Below are 24,513 nucleotides of genomic sequence, written 5' to 3' on the forward strand. Positions count from 1 at the left end.
ATTAATGAAAACCGTGGCAAAAATAGCTGGAGCCAGCGCAATGCTGATTGGGCTTCAGGGCATCGCTTATGCTGAAAATGTCAATGAAGATAAAAAAGAGAAGATCATACGGTTCAGTAGCCTGAAAGTCTCAGGTTCTCAGGATAATCATAATTCTCCTCAGATTGAGGCCATGGAAAAACCGGGCGCTTATAGTTCTGTGGGGGAAGATCACAAATTAGAATCCGTAGATAGCGTGTTGCGTAGCTTACCAGGCACTTATACCCAGATGGATGCAAGCCAGGGGCAAGGGGTTGTAAGTGTTAATATCCGTGGCTTAAGTGGCTTCGGCCGCGTTAATATGATGGTGGATGGTATCAGCCAAACCTTCTATGGTACAGCGCCGAGTGAATTTGCACATGGAGGCCAACCTTATAATCAGTTTGGTGCCTTGGTTGATCCTAATTTCATTATTCGAGTTGACATTGCCCGAGGGCAAGCTGATGACGCTGATTCTATTAATGCCTTAGTTGGAAGTGCCAATTTCCGTACAATTGGTATTGATGATGTCATATTCGAAGGCAATAATCTGGGAGTCCGTACTAAGTGGACATATGGTAACAATGGTGTTGGTCGAAGTGGTATGATGGCTTTTGCAGGAAAGACACAGGCATTCACTCCAGAAGGCTCTTTGGGTGCCTTATTTGCTGTCAGTGGACACAGTATTGAAGCTCACTATCGAAATGCAGATGGTATGAGCAGTGAAGAATTTGGTACCAGCAACACATTTAAACAAAAGCCAAATTCTCAATTGATGAAAATCAATATTAAACCCAATGATTTTCATGATCTGGAATTAAGTGGTCGTTTCTACCATAATAAATTTAACAGTCGTCACGTTGATAATAATGATTATTATTTGAAATATCATTACACACCATTTAGTGAATTGATTGATACCAGAATTTTTCTTAGTAAGACAAATGGAGAACAGCATTTCCAGGGTAATAACCTAAGTGGCTTGGGTAAAAGTGAGTCGCATAATAAATCTAACGCTATTGATGTTAAAAATACGAGTAGGTTTAGTTATGCCGATATAGACTTTTCATTTACTCTTGGTAGTAAATTGATGCATACCAAATTTAATAAGAAAACAGGTATAGATTTATCTGAGGAATATCAATCTACAGAGGAAAGAAATACTTTTGCTCCAAGTGGAGAGCAAGATATTTCCAGCATTTATAGTAGATTAAAAATAGAACGAGGAATTTATACCGCCAATCTGGGATTAAATTATTTGGATTATAGTGTCAAGGGACTAAAATCAGCCTGTGACGAACGAATAAATTGTTTCCCACAGGGCGAGGCGCAATTAAACTTAGAAGAGCGTGGGTTTAATCCAAGTATCTTATTATCAGCAGAAATTATCCCTGAATTTGAACCATTTGTAAGTTATACGCATTCAATGCGAGCACCTAATGCTCAGGAAATTTTTTATTCTAATGAAGGGGGTGCTTCTCTTAATCCCTTCCTGAAAGGAGAAAAAGCAGATACCTATCAAATTGGATTTAATAGCTATCGTCCGAATCTCATCACGGAAGGAGATTCATTCCGCCTTAAGGCTACAATGTTTCATACTAAAATCAAAAATTATATCTTTAATGAATCTTATTTACTTTGTGCAGAAGGTAGAATTTGTAAAAATGATGGAACATTAACAGATGAAGATTGGGCTGGAGTCAATCCTAACTTTAATATGTATATCTATAGCAATAGCCTGAAACCAGTAACTATGCGCGGTTATGAATTGTCGATGAATTATGATGCTGGCATATTCTATAGTGTACTGGCATATAGTCAGCAAAAAACACAGCAGCCAACTTCAATTTCATCAATTATTTTTGGTGCAAGCCCTGCGTCTCAATTACCGGAACGTTATGCTACGCTGGATATGGGAATACGCTTATTTGATGAAAAAATACGTATTGGTGCTATTGCAAAATATACAGGGAAATCTTATCGTCAGGAATCTTCAATGGAACTGAATGAAGACGGTGTTATGCTGGCGAATATGATAAAAGATGATAAAATACCGACAATTATTGATTTGTATACCGATTATCAAATTAATAAAAATGTGTTAGTTAAATTTTCCGTTCAAAACTTAACTAACCGAAACTATTCTGATGCATTGAACCGTATGAATTCATCGGCGTTCTTAGGAGAGCAAGACACTAAAACACAAACTGCCCGTGGCAGAACCTACGTCATGGGAGCAGAAATTCGCTTCTAATTCCCTAATAGCGTTTAAATAGCCATATAACAATAGCGGTGAAAATTTACCGCTATCTTATTAAATTTGTTTTAATTTTTTTCTTGGTTATTTTTTACCTGCGTTACCTGATTCTCAACCCAACCATCCTGCAACTGTGTTTTCAGCATATCACCTGTTTTGAGTTTATTCATTGTTCAGACATTTCGTTGTGCAAATATTGGCGGAATAAGTTTAGTCTTTTCACTCCTTACTGAGCAAAGAGTGTGATTTCTTTCACGCTTTATGCTCGAATAGAGTAAAACTAAGAAATATTCCTAGCTTAACTAAGACCATAGCTCACGCCAACCTTCCTTTAGTTTTCTAAACTGACAAGATAATAATTATATTTGTGTAAATAATATTTACGAAAACTATAACTACGAAAACTTTTGCTTTCTTGCGATTTGCCTTTTTTATTTTCACCTGCTCAAAAAGGCTGTTTTTCTCGTGGTTGTCTAAGGATTTCAAATGCTTAAGATTCTAGAACAAATTCGTAAGCCAACACTGGATCTTCCAGTGGAAGTACGCCGTAAAATGTGGTTCAAACCTTTTATGCAATCATATTTGGTGGTTTTTATTGGCTATATGGCTATGTACTTGGTACGTAAAAACTTTAACATAGCCCAAAACGATATGATCTCGACTTATGGTCTGTCGATGACGCAGCTTGGGTTGATAGGGTTAGGTTTTTCTATTACTTATGGTATTGGTAAAACCGTCGTTGCTTATTATGCCGATGGCAAAAATACCAAACAATTCTTGCCATTTATGCTGATCTTATCTGGCATTGCCATGTTAGGGTTTAGCATGAGTATGGGAAATTCCGGTATCAGTATTTTCCTGATGGTGGCATTTTATGCGTTAAGTGGCTTTTTCCAGAGTATAGGTGGGCCTGCCAGCTATTCCACTATTACGAAATGGACTCCCCGTAACAAGCGCGGAACCTACCTGGGTTTGTGGAATATGTCACATAATGTAGGTGGCGCCGCTGCGGCTGGGGTGGCACTCTTTGGTGCCAACTATTTCTTTGATGGTCATGTAATAGGGATGTTTATTTTCCCGTCTATTATAGCCCTGATAATTGGTTTCATTGGATTGCGTTATGGTAGCGATTCCCCGGAAAGTTACGGTTTGGGGAAGGTAGAAGAGTTATTTGATGAGCCTGTCAGCGAAGAAGATATTGCGGCAGAAGAAAACCAGATGACCAAACGTGAGATCTTTGTTGAATATGTATTAAAAAACAAAGTGATCTGGCTGCTCTGTTTTGCCAATATCTTCCTTTACATCGTGCGTATTGGTATCGACCAATGGTCAACAGTGTATGCGTATCAAGAACTGGGACAATCAAAAGAAACCGCTATCACTGGTTTTACCCTATTCGAAATAGGGGCACTGGTGGGCACATTAATGTGGGGGTATTTGTCAGATTTGGCGAATGGCCGCCGTGCCCTAGTTGCTTGTGTCTCGTTAGGGTTAATTATTGTCTGCCTTGAATTTTATCAACATGCAACCAGTGAATATATGTACTTAGGCTCTCTGTTTGTGCTTGGTTTCCTGGTATTTGGCCCTCAATTGTTGATTGGTGTAGCTGCTGTTGGGTTTGTACCGAAAAAAGCGATCAGTGTGGCTGATGGTGTCAAAGGAACATTTGCTTATTTAATCGGTGACAGCTTTGCCAAACTCGGTTTGGGAATGATTGCTGATGGCGTGCCAGTCTTTGGTTTGACGGGTTGGAAAGGAACATTTGTTGCCCTTGATGCCTCAGCATTTGTATGCCTCAGCTTACTTGTTTTAGTCGCTATTGCGGAAGAGAGAAAGATTCGAAAAGCGAAGAAAGTATATTAAGCCACACTAAAAATTTACTGATGCTGCTGTTATCCACAGTAGCATCTTTTCATCATTTTTTACCCTGATATCCCCTATTTTCTATCTATGATGTACTCTTGCGAAGCAATATTAATAAGGGTAGCTTAGCCCGATACTTAATTCGATAATAAATGATGATGATTAAAGTAGCATTAGTTGATGATCATGTTGTTGTGCGTTCAGGATTTGCTCAGTTACTGAATTTAGAGCCTGATATTGAAGTTGTGGGGGAGTTCAGTTCATGTGCTGAAGCCCGGCAAGGATTACCGGGATCGGGTGCAACGGTTTGTATTCTTGATATTTCAATGAAAGATGAAAGCGGGCTTTCACTATTGAAAGATCTTCCCTCAGGCATGACCTGTATTATGCTGAGTGTTCATGATTCTGCCACTATGGTGGAGAATGCCTTGAAAGCGGGGGCGCGCAGTTATCTCAGTAAACGTTGCAGCCCGGATGAGCTGATCCAGGCGGTGCGGACGACAGCCAAGAATGGTTGTTATCTCACACCGGACATTGTACTTAATTTAACGTTATCAAAGAGCAATCCGTCTTCATTGGAATACCTGACTAAACGAGAACGACAAGTTGGAGAGATGTTGGCTAGTGGTATGGATGTTAAAGCTATAGCGGCTGAGTTGGGATTAAGCCATAAAACCGTACATGTTCATCGAGCCAATGCGATAAGTAAATTAGGGGTAACCAATAACGTTGGTTTGGCGAATTATTTTGCCGCTAAATGATTTTTCAAAATGGTAGGAGTGTCAAAGAAACTCAGTCCTATTTTTGCGAATTGGGATTTCCCAGAAACAAAAAAGCAAAAAGAAGGGCTGAGTTATGGTTATTCTACCACCTATTCCCCGCAACGAACGACGCCTGATGAAAAAAATGGCGCAAAAAACGCACGATAAAAAGTATGCCATCCGTATTCTATCCATTCTCATGATTCATCGAGGGAAGCCCGTTTTTCACGTCTCTGAAACACTTTGTGTCGCTCAGTCTTCTGTATGGCGTTGGATAAAGTCTTTTAGAACATATGGTTGGTTAGGATTGCAAACTAAGCCCTCAGGCCGTCATCAACGATGGAATTTAACCTCTTTATTACATAAAACAGATCCTGAATATGAAGAGAAGATGAAGCAAATTAATCAGGCATTGCTGGGCGCATCAAAAGAGCATCCCGTGTTTTATGAAGACGAAGTGGATATTCATTTCAATCCTAAAATAGGGTCAGACTGGTATCTTAAAGGCCAACAAAAACGGATCATCACACTGGGTAAAAACCAAAAAATATTACTTTGCCGGCTGTTTTGATAGCCAAACGCGAGACATTTTTTACACGAGTTCTGATAGGAAAAATTATTGTTTATTTATCAGTATGTTAGTTGAGTTAAGACGGTGTCACCGTCATGCAAAAACGTTGCCCCTTATTTTGGATAATTACAGCATTCATAAAAGTCGGCGGGTCAATACGTGGCTGGAGCAAAACCCAACAGTCAACTTGTTATTTCTTCCGGTTTATTCTCCTTGGCTGAATAAAATAGAGTGGCTATGGCAATCCTTGCATGAAACCGTCACACGGAACCATTGTTGCCGATATATGTGGATGCTCATCAAAAGAGTTAAGTTTTTTTTAAATGCCGCTTCAAAAAATCAATGGAAAGGAATAGGAAATATGAAATTCTCATAATTATGAAAAGTCATTTAGCTGGTGAATATTATTCATACCCTCGCAATGCCATAAAATGTGCTAATGGCGTAAGGCGAATACTGGAAAAAGCAACGGAGCATATTCAAATTAAACCTGTTCAAAAGGATAATTGGAAGGTGTTACACAAACTGAAAATTCCAAACTGTCCATTCTAACCCCAAGCCACGGATGGCTTTAAATGAAATTTATGACAGGCGATTAATTAATCAAATAGTAAAAAGAAAATACCCGCTGTAGTGTGTGCTAGACAAAATAAAAAGGAGGATCGATCCATGAATCAATATATTGTTACCTATAGCGGCCTTGGTAGTGACAACTCAGCTCTGGTTAACTCGCAGATTGCTTTAGATTTTGATTGGAGTACGGGTGGGGTTAGTGATTTTTTAATTGCGGTGGAGAATGAGGCACTCACTCAAGCCACGGGATTTAATAGCTCTGTAGCAAGAATCGCTATTGTTAGAATATATACTCTGCAATAAATAACCCCCCACGAATTCAAGGCTACGTAATGCGTAGCCTTTTCCATACATGCCGCCTAGTGCGGTTTTTTTCATTTATAGGTACTCATATGGCTATTGAAGTATTTAGATGGCGAATTCAAATACAGGATTCGCCCAGCGGTGAATTTAAACACCGAATTAAATCGATTGAATTTGGGGATGGTTACAAACAAGTTTCTGCTGGTGGTATTAACCCAGAAAGTCAATCGTGGCCTTACTCTTATATCGGCGTGAAAGAAGAGGTGATGCCTATCTTTCAGTTTATTCGCAAGCATACCTTAAAATCATTCATTTGGATGCCACCATTTGGTGAGAGAGGATTATATCGGGTCAAAGCGGACTCAATAACCATGATTCCAAGATGCGGTAATGGATGATTTGTATCGGCTGGGGTTCCCTTTTACATTAATATTAATAGTTGGCCAGCCAATGAATTTTATATCAGGAAAATCAAATTGACCTGAGTCAAGGTTTTCTTTACTCATCATCGCATTGATAAATGAATAAAAATCATCCTCTGATTTTATGATAAAGGCCTGCTGAGATCCGATCGGAATTTTCCTAATCTGTGAAGTGAAAAGAAAGCTAATTTATCGAAATGTGATAAAAAATATATTTCAATTTAAAACTGTATTTTATGGTTATTATTGATAGGGTTGACATAATAAACCCGCAGGAAGTCGCGGGTTAAACAATCTTAATTGTCTGTTGTATTTTGAGTTATGGTCATTAAGGGTGCTTATTTATACTAAAGCGGATAGGTGAATAACCTACATGATATAGCAGTTATCATTTCAGTACTCCATTAGTGATGAGGTAACAATCGAATAATTTCATCAAAAGGGGGTGATATGAAAGTTTTATTTAATATAATTTTAATAGCCTTATCTTTAATCATACAGCCAGCTTTGGCTTGGCAGGATTATAAATTCACTTTTGCCAATAACACTCCATTTCAAAGCGTTCATGTCTCTGTATACCAAACGTATTGTGTACTTCCTATAGAGGGTCTAGCAGATGTAACTATCCCAATGTTACTTCCGCCCTCATCATCGTATACATGGGCTATTCAGGATGTAAATTCTGGGCGGTGTTGGCAGGGACAGAAGGGTGTTGTTTGGAAGGTTAGTAAGACAATAACGCCCGCTAGAACAGATCCTAATGCTTGTTTAGTAGGGTGGAATACCGCTTGGTATTTCGCTGCCCCTCCTTATTGGGGGATGGGGATTTTAACTAACTGTGACTCTCTTATTAAACAGGCTACATGTAACAATAAGAATTGTTTGAATTATTGTCCAAACACCGATCTTAATTGCTCAGTAAAGAACTATATAGAAGATTTTGGTTCCAATGACCCTGTCATTGTATCTATAGTTTTTTGAACGAGAAAAGCGCGGTGCTTTGAAGTTAATTGAAACTACCTATAAAAGACGGAAAATCCCGTCTTTAATTCAGCACGCTTCCGCTTCAAACGGAGGCCTGAAATTAACTACAGGGATCTCTTTAGTTTAAGGAGCCACCAGTTTCGGAGGTTCCTTCTTTTACTGAACATAATGACTACGAGACTTATTTGGAAAACTCCAAAAAAGGTCGTCTGTGAGCCGAGAATCCTAATCAACATTGTTAATTGGGATTTAAAAGCCCATTTATGTTAAAGGGCAGATTACTGCCCTATGGGATTACTCTTCTTTCTGCTGCATTAGTTTATTGAATTTTTCATGCAACGATTGTGGGTACAGTTCCGTATACACCTGCCATAAAACATTCAGTGAACGATGTCCGGTGACCTGTGCCACTTCTTCAATGGAAAAGCCAGCTTCAAATAAGCGGCTTGCTCCTTCTCTGCGTAGATCGTGGTAACGGGGGTCTTCTATGCCTAGCTCTTTACATGCATTGTGAAAACCATTAGATATGCTTCTTGTATTGTAAGGAAATATGAGTCCACTACCAGATTTAGGTTGTCTTTGGACAATATCCCACGCCTCCCCAAGCAAAGGAACAAGCATATGATTACCCACTTTCTTTCTGGGATCTTTTCTGTCCCTTACAAGAACAGCCTTCTGCTTTTCATCTATATCATCCCATCTAATTTTGCACACTTCACCTATACGCATGCAGCTCAGAATTGAGAAATTGAGAATATCTTCGTAAGGAATGTGGTTTGTCCGGTGATTCCCTTTTTTACGTAGCACTTCCATCAATCTATCTAACTCCTCGCGTTCTGGTCTTCTGCTGCGCCGCTGGCTTTTACCGATTAGACCCATTTGTGTTAAAACTGGACGGGCTTCATGTGCGGGGTTTAAAGTGTAGTCTATATCATAGACAGGCTTGGCTGATTTTAAGACCGATGACAAATAGGTGACATCATGATTGATGGTAGCCGGAGTAGTTCCTGTAGAATGTCGTTGCTTGCAGTGCTCAATAATGTGTCTGATCGAAAGCTCAGCTAGAGTAAGTTTTGTGAGATCACTCTTTGATAATGAGTTCAATACGGATTTTTTGCTTTGTCCTGCTTTTTTTCCTAGATTGGGGTCACTGATGTATTTGTGTAATAAGTCACCCACAGTTAAATCTTCAGTATCATTATTCGAGGGTATCCCATTTTGCTCCAGCTCAACCACCCGTTGGGCACCCCACGTTTTGGCGTGAGAGTGTTTTCCGAATGTACGGTTCTCTCTATAGATATATTTACCACCAGATTTAACACCAACAGTGCAACGCAACGATAGCGAACAGTGCCATCTGCGCGTGGGCGTTTTTCTATGCTATAGTAGGCCATCTACGATGCTCTCCAGTTCAAATTTTCACGATGTAAAGGAGGCTATTAGGGGTGCCGATAATCCTAAAATAGCTCAAAATGCCCTTAAATGCACGAAAATCAGCAAAAACAGAAATGCAATGGATTCAGTATAATAGCAAGGAATGGCGGGGGGTTAGCGTGTTATCTGGGAAATCTTTCTTTATCATTAATCGGTATCTGATCAATTCATTTTGCGGCTGGTTATTGTTTTCTTGCTGGTGGTTCTGCTTATGGGTCATTGCCTACTATTTCGTCAACGACTCTGAATTGGCTATCCTATTTTTTCCTTTTGCTTTACGCCTTGGTATTGTTCTCCATACTCCCAAGCGTTATTGGACGACTATTTACGGCGCAGAATGGGGGCTTACCATCTGTTTGACGCTCCTGATGGGGCAGTTACAATGGCTGACTGTATTGACTGCTAGCATGGCCAGCTTTCCTCTTGTTTGCTTTGCCAGTCGTTACTATTGCGGCAGTCAATGGCAGCGATTTGCCGTCATGGCAGGCATCATTCTGGCAACTTCCATTATTAATGTGGTGGCGATCAGCAACCATAATTCTGCTTTGAGTATTGCATTTTTGGTGAGTTTAACCGGTGGTGTTATATTAGTCCCTTTGTGCTATTTAGTATGGCACTACTTGTTCCAAAATATTTGGTTTCCCCTGACGGCTAATCTTGTATCACATCGTATTCAGTTTCACCTGAAACATATTATTTTTCATAGCTTATTATTTATACTAAACATTTGTCTTCAAGTTGGCCTTCCGAATGAGTTGCGTTATTTTGCCCCATTTTGTCTGGCGATCCCTATTATCTTGTTGGCTTTTCGCTATGGCTGGCAAGGCGCTGTAGTCGGCACTTTGTTAAATAGTATTGCCTTGATTGCCGCACGCAGTGGTGTCTCGAATAATAGTGTTTCAAATATGGAGATCACGGATCTCTTGTTATCACTGTTGACTCAAACGGTAACGGGGATCATGCTGGGAATGGCGGTACAGCGTCAGCGTGACCTTAATGCGCAGTTAAAGCGTCAACTTCATTGTAATCACAGCTTGTCCCGTCAATTGGTGAAAGCCGAAGAGTCGGTAAGGCGAGAAATTGCACGTGAACTTCATGATGAAATTGGTCAGAACATTACTGCTATTCGTACGCAGGCCAATATTATCCAGCGGGTAGAAGTGACACCGATTAGTGCTAATTGCGCTAAAACTATCGAATCGTTATCCCTTAATGTTTATGATACAACTAAAGCGTTACTTAGCCGATTGCGGCCTAAAATTCTTGATGATCTTGGTTTGAAAGAGGCTATTGAGCAATTATTGCGGGATATGGAATTTGAGTCTCATGGCATATCGGTAAAAATTCATTGGGCAACGGATTCAGTTATGGCAATTGAGCAGTTGAGTGATACAACCAAAATTACGTTATATCGTATTTGTCAGGAAGCGCTGAATAATGCCATGAAATATTCTAAAGCGGATAGTGTTGAATTATATTTTTCCATCAACGGGATGATCCATTTATTGATTAGAGATAATGGTATTGGCTGTAAGTCTGAGGATCATATGAAAGGGTTTGGCTTACGTGGTATGCGAGAGCGTGTGCAGGCCCTGGGTGGGACGTTCTCCATTCACAGTGAAAAACGACAAAGTGATTCGACATATTCGGGAACGGATTTGTCTATCATTTTGCCTAAACTTTAAAATATGGTCATGACAGCTTCTTCTCAATCTAAGCCAGTACATGACAAGCAGTTATCTGGTGAAGAAATCCGGCAACAGTATCGCTACTGGCGCTTGCATATCATGCTGAGTCTCTATGTAGGGTATGCGCTATTTTACTTTACCCGTAAAAGTTTCAACTATGCGATGCCTGCCATGATAATCGATCTTGGCCTTGATAAAGGAGACATTGGTCTAATTGGAACCTTGTTTTATATCACTTATGGTTGTTCCAAATTTCTTTCCGGTATTATCTCTGATCGTTCCAATCCGCGTTATTTCATGGGAATCGGGTTAATTGCCACAGGCATCATCAATATCTTTTTTGGCTTGTCCAGCTCAATTGTGATGTTTACCTTTTTGTGGATATTAAATGCGTGGTTTCAGGGATGGGGGTCGCCACCCTGTGCTAAATTGCTTACCAGTTGGTATTCTCGCTCAGAGCGTGGTTTTTGGTGGTCGCTATGGAATACGTCACACCATATAGGCAGTGCGTTGGTTGCATTGTTCGTCAGTTTTTTGACACTACATTTTAGCTGGCGAGAAGGGTTTATTGTGCCGGGTTGTTTGGGTATTTGGGTCGGGATATTTTTATGTTGGCGATTACGTGACAAGCCTGCCACGATGGGGTTACCGACTATTGGCCAATTCCGCAATGATCATTTAGAAAAGATACAAGAAAATCAAGGAAAAGGGCTAACGACCAGAGAAATACTGAAAACCTATGTTTTTTGCAACAAATATATTTGGTTGCTTTCATTGAGTTACGTTTTGGTTTATCTCGTCCGTACTGTTATTAACGATTGGGGAAACCTCTATCTGACAGAGTATCATCATTATGATTTAGTGAGTGCGAACGCAGTATTATCACTTTTTGAAGTGGGTGGTTTTATAGGCTCGCTGGTGGCTGGTTGGGGATCGGATCGAGTATTTGGTGGAAATCGTGGGCCGATGAACTTGATATTTGCAATGGGTATTTTCTTATCGGTGGCTGCCTTATGGTTGATGCCTATGACTGGTTTGATTTTTCAATCAATTGGCTTTTTTGTCATTGGTTTTTTTGTTTTTGGCCCACAATTGTTGATTGGGATGGCGGCTGCGGAATGTTCCCATAAAGATTCTGCGGGGGCTGCAACGGGGTTTGTTGGTCTCTTTGCTTATACGGGAGCTGCACTTGCTGGCTATCCTTTTGCCGTTATTTTAAAGTGTTATCATTGGAAGGGATTATTTATTACCATTTCTGTCTGCGCAGTCATGATAGGCTTGTTATTACTGCCATTCCTGCAAGCTCAGTTTTCCAGGCAGAGAATGTAGGATTTAGCCTTTCCCCTTGAGTGTAAGGTTTAAATTTCAAAAAGATGGGGTTAAAAAACGCATATATAAAAAATATGGTATAGTACGCCCCTGATTTTTCCCTATCCGTCGGAATGTTATGTCTTATCAATGTCCTTTATGTCACTCGCCGTTACTGTTTGCTAATCACCAATGGCGTTGCGAAAACAATCACCAGTTTGATTGTGCAAAAGAAGGGTACGTCAATTTATTGCCCGTTCAGCATAAACGCTCAAAAGAGCCTGGGGATAGCGCAGAAATGATGCAAGCGAGAAGGGCGTTTTTGCATTCCGGCCATTATCAAGCCCTGCAACAAAAAACGGTTGAATTGCTTGGCAAATATTTACCAGAAAGCGCTGACACTGTGTTGGATATTGGTTGTGGTGAAGGTTATTACACAGCGGCGGTTCAGGAACAGCTTAATCTTCAGCGGAAATTGGCCGTGTATGGATTAGATGTGGCGAAAGTCGCAATTCGTTATGGTGCCAAACGTTATCCTGACGTTAATTTCTGTGTAGCCTCTAGCCATCGGTTGCCATTTGCGGACAGTTCGCTCGATGGTATTTTGCGGATCTACGCCCCTTGCAAGGCAGCAGAATTGGCCAGAGTGGTGAAACCAGGTGGTATCGTACTGACAGTAACGCCAGGGCCTCGTCACTTGTATCAATTGAAAGAGCTGATTTATCAGGAAGTACATTTACATCCTGAAAATCAGGAACAATGGGAAGGATTTCAATTAATTTCAACTGAAACACTGGCTTATGCAATGTCATTAAATGGTGAACAAGCGCATCATTTATTGCAGATGACCCCTTTTGCCTGGCGGGCATCAGAAGAAATTAAAACGCATTTGATATCGAGAGAGCAGTTTAATTGTGAAGCAGATTTCACATTAAAAGTATATCGACGTATTTGATATAACCCTATCCCGCATACCAAAATAATTTTAGGTGTTCGAATAATATATTGAAGCCAATGGCAATTAGGACTAATCCTCCAACTAACTCGGCTCTTTTACCCAGTAGTGGGCCAATATAACGACCAATTAACATGCCTAGTGTAGCCATAATCATGGTCATCAGGCCAATTGTCATGGCTGTGTGAAGGATATCAACTTGTAAGAAAGCAAGGCCAACACCAATTGCCATCGCGTCCAAACTGGTTGCAATTGCAGTGAGAACTAGTGCCGCTAAACTATGGCGTTTCGGCGTGCTTTGGCAGGAAATTTCAGGTTCATGCTTGAAACTATTGACGATCATTCGGCAGCCAAGGATCAACAGCAAGAAAAAGGCAATCCAATGATCCCATTCCATAATATATTGGCTGGCATACAGACCCAATGACCAACCGATTAAAGGTGTACAGGCTTCAACCAGGCCGAAGATGATACCTGTTCGGATGGCTTCGCGAAAATGAGGTCGGTGGAGGGCGGCTCCTTTTCCTACGGCAGCGGCAAACGCATCCATGGAAAGGGCGAGGGCGAGAATAAGTGTTGAATAGATATTCATTAAAATAGCCTCGGTTGGGTGATTCCATACACACACAACACACCCCCAACCCATGGTGTTGTTATGTGTCTATGGTCTTGCCAACCGATTGATCCCCGTAATCTTTCAAGTTACCACTTTGTTAATTGCCACTTGAAATATAACGGAGCATAAAAACCCGGATGTTATTAGGTTCTTTAGGTATTCGTACCACGTTTTATTTTAAACGAGTATGTTGATACGAATTTTCCAGCAATTTTCTGGAACAGGCTACTCCCCAATGACTGCGACGGACAATATCATATTAAGCATAAAAGGCAAAAAATATTTTGCCATATTTAAAATATGAAAATGATAATGCTTATCGTTATCTTTTTTAGGAGGGAAATAAGACCAATATGAATTATTGATCTTATTTAATTTATCTGGAGCTAAATAAGTGGAATTATCTGTTATTGACAAGAAATTGATAAATTTTTTCTAAGTCATCCAGTTTCGTTACTGACAGGTAGATTTTATGCTGTCCTAAATCCATCATAAGAATGCCATCTTCAGATAAATTCATTGCGTTAATGCTTTCATAAGAAAAAAAACGGTTGGCATAATAAAAGCCCTGTTTTTTGAATATTAGTTTTGGTGAGCGAATATAACCTAAATATAATGTCACCAGGATGATAAATAATAATAAATAGGTCGTGAACTGACTGCCCTGTGATGTGACATTATTGTAAATAACAATAGCAATCAAAATGATAAATATCAGGGCATCAATTCGCTGTTTTCTTTTGAGTTTGATATTTAACAGCGTTTTTCCTTTGAGCTGATTGATAATAAATTCATCATAGATCGCAAAAGCGAGCATCAATATAATTAAAACTACTAGAACAATATCATTCAGGCTCATTTTTAATCCCTGATTTCGTATTACGTGGAAAATTTATAGTATATTTACTGTTGAATAACAAAAGGGGGGAGGTAAAACCTCCCCTAAACATTCAAGCCATACAGGAATATCAGGCCTAACCAAGGAAACCAAAACGGAAACCGACGATCCCCAGCACAAAAAAGCCGATGATAATCCATAACGGATTGACTTTCTTCCGCAGTAGCCACATACAGCCAAATGTTAACAACAATGGCATCAGGCCGGGCATTAATTGGTCAAGGATAGTTTGAACCGTCGTCACTTTCATCTCACCTGTGACTGGATCAGGAACTTCAGAAACTACTAGCGGAATATTCACTTTGGTCCATTTATTGACCAGTGCACCCATGACAAACAAACCAAGAATTGACGCGCCTTCCGTCATTTTCTGCAAGAAGCCACCCCCCATATCTTTAACGATATCCAATCCTTTTTTGTAGCCATAAGCCACACCCAAGTAACGGGTAAGTAATCGCACTAAATTAAACAGGAGGAAAAACAGAATAGGGCCTAACAGACTGCCACTCATGGCAATACCTGCACCCAGAGCAGCGAATACCGGACGAACAGTGCCCCAGAAAATAGGATCACCTACGCCCGCTAAAGGTCCCATCAAACCCACTTTGATACCGTTGATAGCTCCGTCATCAATGTCAGCCCCGTTGGCACGTTGCTCTTCCATTGCCATGGTGACACCAAGGATTGGCGCTGCAACATAAGGATGGGTATTAAAAAATTCCATATGTCGTTTAAGCGCTTGCTTCCTTTCTTCAGTATTCTCCGGATACAGACGACGAATGGCAGGTATCATTGAGAAGCAGAAACCGAGTGCCTGCATACGCTCAAAGTTCCACGATCCTTGAAAGAGGTTAGAACGGAGGAATACACCACGAATATCGCTTTGTGTCAGCTTTTTCTGACCCATATTTGTTGCCTCTGACATGTTGTTTATCCTCTTAATCTAATTCGTTATCAAGGTCGTTTGGGGTATTACCAGCATGGGCGACGGCCTGTGATTGATTGTATTTTGGGCTAAGCTGGATATACAGGATTGCCATGACAATACCAATCACACCTAATGCAACAAGGTTGAAGTTAGTGAAGGCCGCTGTGACGAAACCAAGGTAGAAGAACGGCATCAGATAACCTGCGCGCATCATGTTAATCACCATTGCATAACCGACAACCACGATCATACCGCCGGCGATATTCAGGCCGCTGGTGACCACTTGTGGAATGGAATTCAACATATGCTGAACTTCAGAAGTTCCTACTGATACAGCAACAATCAGGGCAGGGATAGCGATTCTCATAGCCTGAAGCATCAATGCTAAAATGTGAAGGACGCTAATTGCACGAAGATTGCCGTTTTCTGCGGCTCTATCTGCCGCGTGTTGGAAACCAACAGTTAAGGTACGGACAATGATAGTCAGAACCTGGCCTGCTGCTGCCAGCGGGATAGCCAGTGCGATACCGGCACCGACATCTTGCCCACCAGCGATAACCAGAATGGTTGAAATGATGGAAGCCAATGCTGCATCGGGGGCAACTGCTGCACCGATATTCATCCAGCCAAGGGCAATCATTTCCAGCGTACCACCGATGATAATGCCGGTTTTCATATCGCCAAGCACTAAGCCGATTAATGTACAAGCAACTAATGGCCGGTGAAATTGAAATTCATCAAGAATTGAATCCATGCCTGCAATACAGGCAACGATGAATATCAACACAAGTTGAACAACGGTAATTTCCATTGTTTTTCTCCTGTAACCAAATGTAATTTAGTAAGAATTTTGTTATTGAGTAATGGTTAGTAAAATGACATCTGTTCTTATCGTTAAACTTTTTTCAGCAGATCCATCATGTTCAAACGGGTATCACTGGCAACCTTACGGGCTTCCAGCTCTATGCCACGAGAGTTCAGCTTTTCAAAGGCTTCAATGTCAGTCTTATCAACAGAAATTGCGTTGTTAATCTGGGTTTTTCCTTGACGGAAAGCCATACCACCGATATTTACGGATTCGATAGCGACGCCACCTTCGACAATACGCAGGACATCTGTTGGATTGGTGAACAACAGCATGACGCGCTCACCGGCATATTTGGGATTGTTGTAAACCCGAACGCACTTGGCAACGTCGATAACATGTGCGCTAACGCCAGGAGGTGCAACTTGTTTCAACAAGGTAGAACGCACCGTATCTTGGGTAACTTCATCACTGACGACAATGATACGCTTGACATTAGTTTCTTTCGTCCAGCGGGTCGCTACTTGGCCGTGGATAAGGCGGTCATCAATACGTGCGAGAGCTATTTTCATATGGCCGCCCGCAGACGTTGTTGAAGTTGCTGAAACAGGTGCAGCGGTAGGGGCTGGTTTAACAGGTTCAGGTTTGGCAGGCTCTTCATCTTGCTTTGCTTTGAGGGCTCTGATCCCTTCTTTGCCGGTTTCCAATGCAACAGAAACCAGTTCTTCCATGGTTGGATCATCGTCCCGACACATGAAAGCTTCAACAAGCATCGGGACATTTACACCAGTGATGATTTCATAGTTGTCTTTATCAACCACGATGCGGTTTGCAGCATTGAATGGACTGCCACCCCAAGTATCGACAAAAAACAGCACGCCTTGTTCTGTATCAAGCGATTTCAGCTTTTGGTTGTATTTCTCGAATAACGTATCAGCATTTTCACCGGGCACAAAGTCGATATAAGAAACATTTTCCTGCTCCCCAATCAACATTTCTGTGGTATGGAGCAACTGTTCTGCTGCCGCCCCGTGTGTGCCAATCATAATGGCTATACTCACTTGTTTACCCCTCTCTGTAACAATTGAATTCAGAACTATTGCAAGTTCACACTCAATATTTCTAATGTATTGAATCTCCTATCAATCAATAGGATAGTCGTGAGCATAAAACGGTCATGGTTTTATATTCTGTTACATAAGAAAATATGCCATTAGATTATCATTAGCAGCCTTCAAGAAAATTGCTATCAGTCAGAAAAATTAAGTCAGGCTATTTAGACAGGGTAAAACAATATTTTATTCCGATAAACAGTAATAACTTGTATTTAAATTTTGTATTTTTATTATAAAATGGTATTTATTTCTGTTCTCGGTAACATTTTTTTAATTTTTTTATAAAAAAATTGAGATGTTTTTATCGCAAAATGGGAAATAATGTACTTTATTAACTCGTTTCAGCCAAAAAAATATCCCTGCCAAATGGCAGGGATATTATTTCAACTAAAATTTAAATGTAGAAAAAATAGGCAAAATTGTTGTTTTATGTATGATAAATGAACGATGTGTTATGTTAGTCACATTGAACTTTTATTGCCAAACCACCGCGTGAAGTTTCACGGTATTTCGCGTTCATATCTTTGCCCGTTTCATACATGGTCTCAATCACTTTATCGAGAGAAACACGAGGTTCACTGGTACGGCGGAGTGCCATACGGGCAGCATTGATCGCTTTAACTGATGCAATAGCATTACGTTCAATACAAGGAACTTGCACCTGGCCGGCAACCGGATCACAAGTCAAACCGAGGTTATGCTCCATGCCAATTTCTGCTGCGATACAAACCTGTTCAGGGCTTGCGCCGAGTAGTTCGGCAATGCCGGCTGCTGCCATAGAACAAGCTACCCCAACTTCACCCTGACAACCAACCTCAGCACCCGAAATGGAAGCATTCATCTTATATAAGATGCCGATTGCACCGGAAGCCAGAAAATAGCGGGTATACAGTTCCGGTGTCACAGGTTCGATGCAGTGATTGTAATAAGCCAAAACGGCAGGGACGATACCACATGCGCCATTGGTTGGTGCAGTAACAACACGGCCACCGGCGGCATTTTCTTCATTGACGGCCAACGCAAACATATTGATTAAATCAACGACATTCATTGGGTCATTAGATAATTTGTTTGATGATGTCAGCATACGGTGTAACGCTGCTGCGCGGCGAGGAACGCGCAATGGGCCTGGCAAAACCCCTTCTGTGTTCAGGCCACGCTCAATGCAGGCTTGCATGGTTGCCCAGACATCCGCGAAATACTCAGCAATTTCTTCTTGGCTGTGTAAATCCAATTCATTTTTCATCATCAGGCCAGAAACAGACAGGCCTGTTTTATTACAGTTCATCAGCAGTTCAGCCGCAGAGCTGTAAGGGTAAGAAACAGGTTTGGAATCCTGGGATGGCTTGCCAAAATGCTCTTCATCAACAATAAAACCACCACCGATAGAGTAGTAGGTTTTGCTGTAAACTTTTTCGTCACCGGCGAACGCATGAATTTGCATGCCATTTTCGTGCAGTGAGAGGTTATCGCTACGGAAGTTCATACCGCCATCGCGAGGAAAATCGACTTCGTGTAAACCATTTGCCAGCGGCAAACGTTCAGTTTGCTCAACATCACGAATAAAACCAGGGATTGAATCAATATCAACGGTTGCCGGCATATTACCTGCCAGCCCCATGATGATAGCAATATCCGTATGGTGACCTTTCCCGGTTAATGAAAGTGAGCCGTATACATCAACAGCTACACGCGTGATAGAGGACATTACCCCCAGGTTTACAAGATCATCGACAAATTGTTTGCCTGCTTTCATAGGACCAACAGTATGAGAGCTGGATGGGCCAATACCCACCTTAAACATGTCGAAAACGCTAATCACGCCAGACTCCTTTAAAGAAGAGAGATATAGTTATTTATATAAAGCGCGCTACTTTACTGTTATTTGGTAGTGTTGATAAAGGAGTTTACAGTTTTTTTTTAATTATAATAGCAATTGATATGATTATGGATAAGTAATGCACAGTTTTGTGGTGTTTTGCGTCCAATTCAGAGCGTTTTTTGCACTTGCTGTGCTAAGCGATAAATAATGGCTGCGGTCAATCCCCAAATCATATGCTCTTGGTGCCAATAAAAATAGACTCGGCGTTGTTGATTACGGCGTTTTATATCCAGATACCGATAATGGGGAAGGGAAAGTGTCTCAATCAGTGGAATTTCAAAAATACTTGCTACTTCTGCTGGATTAGTTCGAAAGGAAATGGGGGCGGCAACTAACCCAATAACTGGAGTGACACGATAACCGCCAATGCTATCCAAAGGGGCTAATTGCCCCAATATTTGTACCTTATCTTGCGGCAGGCTGACTTCTTCTTCTGCCTCCCGCAAGGCAGTGGCAATAAGGGAAGCGTCTTCAGGATCAGCCGCTCCGCCCGGAAAAGCAATTTGCCCTGCGTGGGAGCGGAGGCTTGCGGAGCGTTGGGTGAATAACAGCGTTGGTTCTGGCTTACATATAATCGGCAATAATACCGCCGCATTCCGTTGATTGCTGGCTAAATGTGCTGGTCGTGCAGGAAGCTGCAATTGAAACCGATGAATGAAGTCAGAGAGCGATGTCATGGTATAGATAGTTCCCCTAATTGAGGTAAGATCCGTCCGAGTTTATCAAATGTTTCCTGGTATTCTTTTTCAGCGATGCTATCTGCGACGATACCACCCCCTGCCCAACAGTAGATTTTTCCTTTTTCTGTCAGTAAGGTACGAATAGTAATATTGCTGTCCATTGTACCGCAGAAACTAATATAGCCAACCGCACCACAATATCCATGTCTGCGATGTGGCTCCAATTCTTCAATGATTTCCATAGCCCTGATTTTAGGGGCACCTGTAATTGATCCACCTGGAAAACAGGCACGCAGTAAATCTGTAGCATGATATGTGTCAGGCAAGGTTGCTGTAATGGTGCTGACCAGATGGTGTACGGCAGGAAAAGGTTCAACAACAAATAATTCGGGCACTTTGACCGAACCAGGTGTGGCAACTCGCCCAATGTCATTTCTCAGCAGGTCAACAATCATCAGGTTTTCCGCGCGATCTTTGCGTGAATTTGCTAATTTTTCTGCTTGCAATTGATCTTCATCGGTGTCTTGCAATCGGGGCAGAGTTCCCTTTATTGGGCGCGTCTGAATGTGATTATCTTGCAAAAGAATAAAGCGTTCAGGGGAAACGCTGATAATGCAGTGCTCAGGTAAGCGGATAAAAGCAGAAAAGGGAGCCTGATTACTTTCATTGAGCTGGATAAATGCCTGCCATTCATCTCCTGCATATTTGGCATGGAACCGTTGTGATAAATTGACTTGATAGCAATCTCCCTCTCGTAGGTAGCGATGGATTTGAGCAATTTTTTCGTGGTATTGCTGTGCTGTCATATTGGATTGCCACGAACTTGTCAGGGAAAAGCCTTCTTTCCTGTTTTCTCGCTGAGATTCTAACCATGTCAGCCGTTCGTCAATATTGTGGTAACCCAGTAACGTCGCTTTCTTTAGCTGATGATCAATAATCAATCCCCAATCGTAAATCCCTATAGCCATATCAGGAAAACTCAGTTCATTGGTAGCTAATTCAGGTAACTTTTCGATACGTCGTCCGAGATCGTATCCCCATATACCTAATGCTCCCCCTTGAAAAGGGAGATCTGGATCAAACTGAGCATCAATACCACTGGCGTGAAGGTGCTCATTTAATAGCAGGAAGGGATCTTCCTGAGAAAGAGAAACCTTCCCATTACGATTAATTTCGGTAGATGTTCCTTGAGTAACAAGAGTTGTCACAGGTTCGGCGACGATAATATCAAATCGATTATGCGGATGTTTGGCGGTTCCAGAATGTAACAGCATGGCCCAAGGTAATGCAGAAAGGGGGGCGAAATAGTGAATGGCGAGATCAGGAGAATAGGGTAATTGTCGTTTTTGTAATGCAATTTTCATGACGGCATCAATATTGGTGTTTGGCAATCCACAAGGAATAACATATTAATCCACGGAGATTATCACACAATCTCGCTCCTGACTTGAGATAAAACAGGCTATAATCGCCGTTTGCCAATAATTGCTATGTTTTGTTTGAGGTTATAACGATGTTTTCAGGTATGCCAGCACTATCCCATGAAGAGCAACAAGTTGCCGTAGAAAGGATACATCAGCTCATTTCCGAAGGAATGGGCAGCGGAGAAGCCATTGCTATTGTTGCTCAGGAATTACGTGAAAAGCACCAGAACAATGAGCAGATCCATGTTTTATTTGAAGATGGTGAAAACTAGACGCAACGCATTTTTAACAAAACTCACATAATTACTTTCTACTGCATGTTAATTTGTAGCTGCTTTTAATCCATACTATTTGAATGGTAATAGGAGGTAATATTATGAAGGCAAGTCAGTTTATTCGTCGTATTGGTTTACTGAGTGCAGGTACTCTGTTTTCTGTTTCGTTTATTGCAACCGCAGCCGAGAGTGAGCGTGTAGCAAAGTTTATTTCTTGTAAAAATTTAACCAAAGATCAAGTAGCAGCACAGGTTAAGCAAGATTTCTTACAAAATCGTATTAATCACTGGGATAAGGACAAAAAGCAATTAGGCACTTCAAAACTGATTGCATGGGTGAATGTCAATGATATTACTGGCGATACGAACGCATTGCAGGTTCCTTTGATCGTCCGAGGTACGAAAAAAGATAAAAGTTACAATGTCACAATAGATTGTCAAAAAGAGACTATTAGTTATAGTGAAGTAAAGTAAATAAAAGCAAATAATTTGTCACACTATCTTTTCTTTAAATATATACGGGATACTGGAAAAGTATCCCGTTTTGTTTAAACAGTGAGAGGGCTTTATGACGGAACAACGGAAACTTTATCCCGCTTATGATGCGTATCAAACAGGGTATCTGAATACGGGAGATGGGCACCAGATTTATTGGGAATTGTGTGGCAATCCAAAAGGTAAACCTGCCGTATTCATTCATGGCGGCCCTGGTGGGGGGATAGCAAATTATCATCGTCAGTTATTTGATCCTGAACGCTATCATATTATGTTATTTGATCAGCGTGGCTGTGGGCGTTCTAAGCCCCATGCCAGCCTGGAAAATAATACAACATGGCATTTGATAGAGGATCTTGAACGGCTGCGTAATCTTATGGGTGTTGAGAAGTGGCTGATTTTTGGTGGCTCATGGGGATCAACACTGTCTTTGGCTTATGCTGAAAAACACCCAAATAGTGTGTCAGAATTAGTGCTCAGAGGGATTTTCTTACTCCGTCCACAAGAGTTGCACTGGTACTATCAAGAAGGCGCTTCTCGTTTTTTCCCAGAAAAATGGGAACGTATGTTGTCTATCCTATCAGAAGAAGAGCGCAATGATGTAATAGCCGCCTATAACAAACGGCTGACCAGTGAAGATTTGCAAGTACAGTTGGAAGCTGCACGTTTATGGAGTCTCTGGGAGGGAGAAACAGTAACATTACTGCCTTCTACAAACTCAGCCTCTTTTTCAGAGGATAATTTTGCCCTGGCGTTTGCACGTATTGAAAACCATTACTTTATCAATAATGGTTTTATGGATGAAACCCAGCAATTACTGGATCATATTGATGTGATCAGGCATATCCCCGCTGTGATTATACATGGACGCTATGATATGGCATGTCAGATACAGAATGCGTGGGATTTGGCAAAAGTATGGCCGGAGGCTGAATTGCATATTGTGGAAGGGGCTGGTCACTCTTTTGATGAAGCCGGCATTTTACACCAACTTATCAAAGCCACTGATAAATTTGTTGGCAAATAGATTTATTGGAAATAGTTAAGATGTAACCACCCGCAAAGGGTGGTTATCCTTTTTATCATTCCCTCAACGACTTTTAGGTTCATAAGGCAGGCGTGACAGTAATCTTGACTGCTGGCGGTAATGCTGCAAGCGTTGTTGGAAATAGTCTTGCAGATGTGCAGGTTGTGATTGTTCAACAGTGTCAGGAATGACAGGCATGTTATAACGTTCTTTAAAAGCAACACCGGATGCTGCTAAATCAACATTGACCTTATCCATTTCATCTTTAGATAATTTGGCTAAGTTATGTTCCATTTTTGGCCTCTCTGAAAACTCATTTTTAATTTATCTAAAAGAAAATTAATAGACTCTCTTTTGTTTAGCAAGCTGTTTTAAAAAGAGCAAAAACGTATCTAATAAACATAAATAATATCAATTCTCATTTTTATTAAAAATTATTTTCTGAATAAAAATTTAATTAAATAAAATTGATTCTTATTTTCTTATATTTAATGAGATTTATTCTTATTGGTTTTTATAAATAAAATCCTATTTATCAATTAATTGCATATTTTTATTTTGTTTTTGTATTATGTGTTTTTAATTGGCATAATACGCAAAATTTAATAAATTATTAGGAGAGTTGGCCGATGTTAAAACAAGAAATGATCAAAAAATTAAATGAGCAATTAAATCTGGAATTTTATTCTGCAAATTTATACCTGCAAATGAGTGCATGGTGCAGTGATAAGGGATATGAAGGCGCAGCCGCGTTTTTAAAGACGCATTCACAGGAAGAGATGCAACATATGCAACGCTTGTTTGATTATTTGGGTGACACAGGTTCAATGCCTGTATTGGGCGCTATTCAGGCTCCTCCTGTAGAATTCAAATCTATCTCCGATGTGTTTAACCAGACTTATGAGCATGAAAAATTGATCACAGAAGAAATCAATAAACTTGCCCATGTCGCGATGACGACACAAGACTATTCCACTTTTAATTTCTTGCAGTGGTATGTTGCGGAGCAGCATGAAGAAGAAAAACTGTTCAAATCTATTCTGGACAAACTAGAGATGGTAGGGGAAAGTGGAAAAGCCCTGTTCTTGTTGGATAAAGATCTCAAGGGATTATCTGCGGCACCAGCACATGCCTGATTCTTGCATGTTTCAACTTGAGTTTTGCTGGTTATTCTGCCATTTAAAATCTACTAAGTAGAGAAAATAACCGGATAAATCAATTTGATCTGTTTT

General features: G+C 40.8%; 22 protein-coding genes, 2 pseudogenes and 1 riboswitch. Of the genes and pseudogenes, 14 read left to right on the plus strand and 10 right to left on the minus strand.

The features are described 5' to 3' along the window. Positions 1-4: 4 nt before the first annotated feature. From Xish_RS15140 to Xish_RS15170, 7 genes and pseudogenes are all read left to right on the plus strand, one after another. The gene (locus Xish_RS15140; protein WP_099118548.1) at positions 5-2,272 is read left to right on the plus strand and encodes a TonB-dependent receptor domain-containing protein; all 2,268 of its coding nucleotides are present in this window, start codon (positions 5-7) and stop codon (positions 2,270-2,272) included. A gap of 489 nt (positions 2,273-2,761) precedes the next feature. Beyond that, positions 2,762-4,138, plus strand: coding sequence for a hexose-6-phosphate:phosphate antiporter (uhpT, locus tag Xish_RS15145; protein WP_099118549.1), 1,377 nt, complete (start codon positions 2,762-2,764; stop codon positions 4,136-4,138). A gap of 158 nt (positions 4,139-4,296) precedes the next feature. After that, a complete protein-coding gene (gene uhpA / locus Xish_RS15150) occupies positions 4,297-4,899 on the plus strand; it encodes a response regulator transcription factor UhpA (RefSeq protein WP_099118787.1) in 603 nt (200 codons plus the stop codon). 94 nt (positions 4,900-4,993) lie between these two features. Next, positions 4,994-5,846: pseudogene (locus Xish_RS15155) on the plus strand (IS630 family transposase). Positions 5,847-6,139: 293 nt separating this feature from the next. Then, positions 6,140-6,346, plus strand: a complete 207-nt coding sequence (locus Xish_RS15160; protein WP_099118550.1) for a hypothetical protein — start codon at positions 6,140-6,142, stop codon at positions 6,344-6,346. An 89-nt stretch (positions 6,347-6,435) separates the two neighbouring features. After that, on the plus strand, positions 6,436-6,744 hold the full coding sequence (locus tag Xish_RS15165) for a phage tail protein (RefSeq protein ID WP_167383276.1): 309 nt from the start codon (positions 6,436-6,438) through the stop codon (positions 6,742-6,744). A 474-nt stretch (positions 6,745-7,218) separates the two neighbouring features. After that, the gene (locus Xish_RS15170; protein ID WP_099118551.1) at positions 7,219-7,749 is read left to right on the plus strand and encodes a hypothetical protein; all 531 of its coding nucleotides are present in this window, start codon (positions 7,219-7,221) and stop codon (positions 7,747-7,749) included. A 297-nt stretch (positions 7,750-8,046) separates the two neighbouring features. On the opposite strand, the pseudogene Xish_RS15175 reads toward Xish_RS15170, so the two are convergent. After that, positions 8,047-9,146 (minus strand): annotated as a pseudogene (locus tag Xish_RS15175) (site-specific integrase). A gap of 114 nt (positions 9,147-9,260) precedes the next feature. On the opposite strand from Xish_RS15175, the gene uhpB reads away from it, so the two are divergent. The 3 genes from uhpB (at position 9,261) to rlmA (ending at position 13,137) form a co-directional block, all read left to right on the plus strand. After that, positions 9,261-10,871, plus strand: a complete 1,611-nt coding sequence (uhpB, locus tag Xish_RS15180; protein WP_244186073.1) for a signal transduction histidine-protein kinase/phosphatase UhpB — start codon at positions 9,261-9,263, stop codon at positions 10,869-10,871. Between the two features lie 9 nt (positions 10,872-10,880). Further along, positions 10,881-12,203 carry an MFS transporter gene (gene uhpC, locus Xish_RS15185; RefSeq protein WP_099118790.1) on the plus strand — a complete coding sequence of 441 codons (1,323 nt, stop codon included), beginning with the start codon at positions 10,881-10,883 and terminating at the stop codon, positions 12,201-12,203. A 118-nt stretch (positions 12,204-12,321) separates the two neighbouring features. Next, complete coding sequence (gene rlmA / locus Xish_RS15190) at positions 12,322-13,137, plus strand: 23S rRNA (guanine(745)-N(1))-methyltransferase (protein WP_099118552.1); 816 nt, start codon at positions 12,322-12,324, stop codon at positions 13,135-13,137. A 7-nt stretch (positions 13,138-13,144) separates the two neighbouring features. On the opposite strand, the gene mntP is transcribed toward rlmA, so the two are convergent. The 8 genes from mntP to pabB form a co-directional block, all read right to left on the minus strand. Continuing rightward, complete coding sequence (gene mntP, locus Xish_RS15195) at positions 13,145-13,729, minus strand: manganese efflux pump MntP (protein ID WP_141553988.1); 585 nt, start codon at positions 13,727-13,729, stop codon at positions 13,145-13,147. Between the two features lie 146 nt (positions 13,730-13,875). Beyond that, positions 13,876-14,001, minus strand: a riboswitch (yybP-ykoY riboswitch). A 152-nt stretch (positions 14,002-14,153) separates the two neighbouring features. Continuing rightward, the gene (locus tag Xish_RS15200) at positions 14,154-14,612 is read right to left on the minus strand and encodes a DUF986 family protein (RefSeq protein WP_099118554.1); all 459 of its coding nucleotides are present in this window, start codon (positions 14,610-14,612) and stop codon (positions 14,154-14,156) included. Between the two features lie 115 nt (positions 14,613-14,727). Beyond that, positions 14,728-15,576 (minus strand): PTS mannose transporter subunit IID, encoded by an 849-nt coding sequence (locus tag Xish_RS15205; RefSeq protein ID WP_074019508.1) that lies wholly within the window; start codon positions 15,574-15,576, stop codon positions 14,728-14,730. A gap of 13 nt (positions 15,577-15,589) precedes the next feature. Next, complete coding sequence (locus Xish_RS15210; protein WP_099118556.1) at positions 15,590-16,390, minus strand: PTS mannose/fructose/sorbose transporter subunit IIC; 801 nt, start codon at positions 16,388-16,390, stop codon at positions 15,590-15,592. Positions 16,391-16,473: 83 nt separating this feature from the next. Beyond that, positions 16,474-17,445, minus strand: coding sequence for a PTS mannose transporter subunit IIAB (gene manX, locus Xish_RS15215; RefSeq protein ID WP_099118557.1), 972 nt, complete (start codon positions 17,443-17,445; stop codon positions 16,474-16,476). Between the two features lie 511 nt (positions 17,446-17,956). After that, complete coding sequence (locus Xish_RS15220) at positions 17,957-19,321, minus strand: L-serine ammonia-lyase (protein ID WP_099118558.1); 1,365 nt, start codon at positions 19,319-19,321, stop codon at positions 17,957-17,959. Between the two features lie 167 nt (positions 19,322-19,488). After that, entirely contained in the window at positions 19,489-20,058 is a 570-nt protein-coding gene (locus Xish_RS15225; RefSeq protein WP_099118559.1) for a CoA pyrophosphatase, read from the minus strand. After that, complete coding sequence (gene pabB, locus Xish_RS15230; protein WP_099118560.1) at positions 20,055-21,425, minus strand: aminodeoxychorismate synthase component 1; 1,371 nt, start codon at positions 21,423-21,425, stop codon at positions 20,055-20,057. The genes Xish_RS15225 and pabB overlap by 4 nt, the downstream gene beginning before the upstream one ends. A 149-nt stretch (positions 21,426-21,574) precedes the next feature. On the opposite strand from pabB, the gene Xish_RS15235 reads away from it, so the two are divergent. From Xish_RS15235 to pip, 3 genes are all read left to right on the plus strand, one after another. After that, complete coding sequence (locus Xish_RS15235; protein WP_099118561.1) at positions 21,575-21,757, plus strand: YoaH family protein; 183 nt, start codon at positions 21,575-21,577, stop codon at positions 21,755-21,757. Positions 21,758-21,861: 104 nt separating this feature from the next. Then, on the plus strand, positions 21,862-22,233 hold the full coding sequence (gene yebF / locus Xish_RS15240; protein ID WP_099118562.1) for a protein YebF: 372 nt from the start codon (positions 21,862-21,864) through the stop codon (positions 22,231-22,233). A gap of 94 nt (positions 22,234-22,327) precedes the next feature. Then, positions 22,328-23,281, plus strand: coding sequence for a prolyl aminopeptidase (gene pip, locus Xish_RS15245; RefSeq protein ID WP_099118563.1), 954 nt, complete (start codon positions 22,328-22,330; stop codon positions 23,279-23,281). A gap of 63 nt (positions 23,282-23,344) precedes the next feature. On the opposite strand, the gene Xish_RS15250 is transcribed toward pip, so the two are convergent. Continuing rightward, on the minus strand, positions 23,345-23,575 hold the full coding sequence (locus Xish_RS15250) for a DNA polymerase III subunit theta (RefSeq protein WP_099118564.1): 231 nt from the start codon (positions 23,573-23,575) through the stop codon (positions 23,345-23,347). 335 nt (positions 23,576-23,910) lie between these two features. Between Xish_RS15250 and ftnA the strand changes: the two genes are divergently transcribed. Further along, a complete protein-coding gene (gene ftnA / locus Xish_RS15255; RefSeq protein ID WP_074022228.1) occupies positions 23,911-24,417 on the plus strand; it encodes a non-heme ferritin in 507 nt (168 codons plus the stop codon). Positions 24,418-24,513: the final 96 nt, after the last annotated feature.

This window comes from Xenorhabdus ishibashii (genome assembly GCF_002632755.1).
GTDB classification, from domain to species: domain Bacteria; phylum Pseudomonadota; class Gammaproteobacteria; order Enterobacterales; family Enterobacteriaceae; genus Xenorhabdus; species Xenorhabdus ishibashii.